5 protein-coding genes are annotated in these 2,130 nt (G+C 35.7%); all 5 read right to left on the reverse strand.

Going from position 1 to position 2,130, the window contains the following annotated elements:
• A partial coding sequence (locus Q0135_RS06890; RefSeq protein WP_297989406.1) for a hypothetical protein occupies positions 1–259 on the reverse strand: 259 nt, incomplete at its 3' end.
• A gap of 4 nt (positions 260–263) precedes the next feature.
• Positions 264–674: a hypothetical protein gene (locus Q0135_RS06895; RefSeq protein ID WP_297989408.1), complete on the reverse strand. Its 411-nt coding sequence runs from the start codon at positions 672–674 to the stop codon at positions 264–266.
• Positions 655–1,056: an Imm40 family immunity protein gene (gene imm40, locus Q0135_RS06900; RefSeq protein ID WP_297989410.1), complete on the reverse strand. Its 402-nt coding sequence runs from the start codon at positions 1,054–1,056 to the stop codon at positions 655–657. The genes Q0135_RS06895 and imm40 (Q0135_RS06900) overlap by 20 nt, the downstream gene beginning before the upstream one ends.
• Before the next feature lie 34 nt (positions 1,057–1,090).
• The gene (gene imm40 / locus Q0135_RS06905) at positions 1,091–1,432 is read right to left on the reverse strand and encodes an Imm40 family immunity protein (protein WP_297989412.1); all 342 of its coding nucleotides are present in this window, start codon (positions 1,430–1,432) and stop codon (positions 1,091–1,093) included.
• Positions 1,433–1,516: 84 nt separating this feature from the next.
• Positions 1,517–1,888 (reverse strand): hypothetical protein, encoded by a 372-nt coding sequence (locus Q0135_RS06910; RefSeq protein WP_297989414.1) that lies wholly within the window; start codon positions 1,886–1,888, stop codon positions 1,517–1,519.
• Positions 1,889–2,130 lie beyond the last annotated feature (242 nt).

Genomic DNA, 2,130 nt, shown 5'->3' on the forward strand with positions numbered 1-2,130 from the left:
TGAAATTTCCATTCTCATCATAGTAGCCTGCGGCTATTAGTGAGCCTTTTAGATCGGTATTAGATCCTACTTCTATGTTTAGCTCTTTAGCGGTTATGCTTGAGAGCACGGTTTGTTTTACCGTAGTGCTTGATTTGGATCTGGAGTAGTTGGCGTTTATGCTTGAAAGCTTTGAGCCCTTGTAGCTTACGAGGTTATTTGCTTTTAATAAGCTCGCAGCCATTATATTGACACAAAATAGGGCTACTATTAATTTCAAGCACTTATTCATATTTATTTTCATCAAAATTATAAAATTGAATATTCTCAAAATTTTCTAATTCAAGATATGCTTCGCTTGCAACATTATAAATCTCTAGCCTACTTACATAATCGTTATTGTAGAGTAAGAAGTTGGTTTCATATTCTCCTTTTGTGAACACCATAATATCTATTACTGTAGTGTTTATCGGGAAATTTTCTAACGATAGCTTTTCCGTACCTTTAGGCTCTTTAAATTTTATTAGCATATAACCTGCTTCCTTTATCACGCTATCGATCTTTATAAGTTTGAGATGAGATATTAACTCATCTCTGCCTTTAAATTTATATCGAAGCATTATGTTGAGCCATCTTTCTACGTTAGGCGGTAAACTCTTGTTTATAAAAAATTGATCATTTTTCTGTTTGTTCATTTGGCTCCTGTAGGATTGTATATGGACCGATAGCCGGGCAGTATGCAAAGTCATCTCCGTTTCTGGCGCGATAATTAGTGATGTATCGAACCGCTAGTTCGAATGCATCGTCACCGTCATCTCCATCTTTAATGCTCCAGCTATCGTATGTGATGATGGGCTCATTACCGCTTAGGCGATATACGTCTCCTCCGACGATAACCATATCTTTGCTTTTTGCGATTTTAAGCACCTCCATTACATCGTCGAATCTCCAAGCGATATCATAAATTCCGTACTCCTCTCTTAGGCGTATACCGCGTTCTAGCAGATCTTGCGGCACGATATTTACGTAATCTTCATCTATAAATAACCTCGCATCTTCATCTTTATTTATAAACATAATCTCTCCTTTTCAATATTGGAAGCTAAAATTTTCATTTGAGCACTCGCCCAGGACAAATAGTTGGGCAATATGCAAAATCATCTCCATTTCTAGCGCGATAATTGGTGATATATCGGATCGCTACTTCGAATGCATTGTCATCCCCCTCATTTGTATACCAGCTATCGCATGTGATGATGGGCTTATTGCCGCTTAGGTGATATACTTCTCCTCCTAGGATAATCATACCTTTACCCCTTGTGATTTTTAGTACCTCCATTACATCGTCGAATTTCCAAGCGATTTCATAAAAACCGAGTTCCTCTCTTAAGCGAATACCGCGCTCTAGCAGATCCTGTGGCACGATATTGACATAATCTTCGTCTATAAACATAATCTCTCCTTTCACTTTATTTTTGGGTTAAAAAATCTATGTTTGACAGTTTTGGTGCCGTTTCTAGTAATATTTAAAAATTTACTAATCCAAGAATTCAATATCCTCAAAATTTTCTAGTTCTAAATATGCTTCGCTTGCAAGATTACAAATCTCCAACTCTTTTGTATGTTCAGTCCAGTGAAGCAGGAATTCTGTTATATAGTACGGATCGCTACGCACCAACATATCTATTGCTGGAGAAGGTATGTCCTCATAATCTAGTAAATTTTGATCTACTACCTCAAAGACAAAGACCTTAAGACCCACATCTTCCTCGATCTTTTTAATTCTTAAATTATTAAGCTGCTTAATAAGTTTATCCTTGTAAGGCAGCTCATGCTTTAGCATAATATTTAAAATTTTATTTAGCTCCTCACTAAAGAAGGGATTATGGAAGATCTTTTCTTGGTCCAAAGTACGTTCCTATGTTAATTTTTCCATTTGGTAGTTTTTGGGCATGAAATTCAACTTTTACGCCATTTATAACGATATGGTCTTTATAAAAATTTTTACTCCATGCGATATTTTTTAAGCCTGACATTTTATCTGTTATAGCCTATCCCTCATCATCCTATATACTTCTCCCAAAATTTTATCGCATTTTTTATCTCCTTTTCAAAATGTTTGAATGGTATATAAATTTCATCTTGCTCATA

Origin of the sequence: uncultured Campylobacter sp., assembly GCF_937981295.1 — a bacterium.
GTDB lineage: Bacteria > Campylobacterota > Campylobacteria > Campylobacterales > Campylobacteraceae > Campylobacter_B.

What these genes read in the sequence shown, in the direction of transcription:
- imm40 (WP_297989410.1), bottom strand. Translation starts at nt 1,056, where the DNA reads ATGTTTATAAATAAAGATGAAGATGCGAGGTTATTTATAGATGAAGAT.
- imm40 (WP_297989412.1), bottom strand. Translation starts at nt 1,432, where the DNA reads ATGTTTATAGACGAAGATTATGTCAATATCGTGCCACAGGATCTGCTA.
- Q0135_RS06895 (WP_297989408.1), bottom strand. Translation starts at nt 674, where the DNA reads ATGAACAAACAGAAAAATGATCAATTTTTTATAAACAAGAGTTTACCG.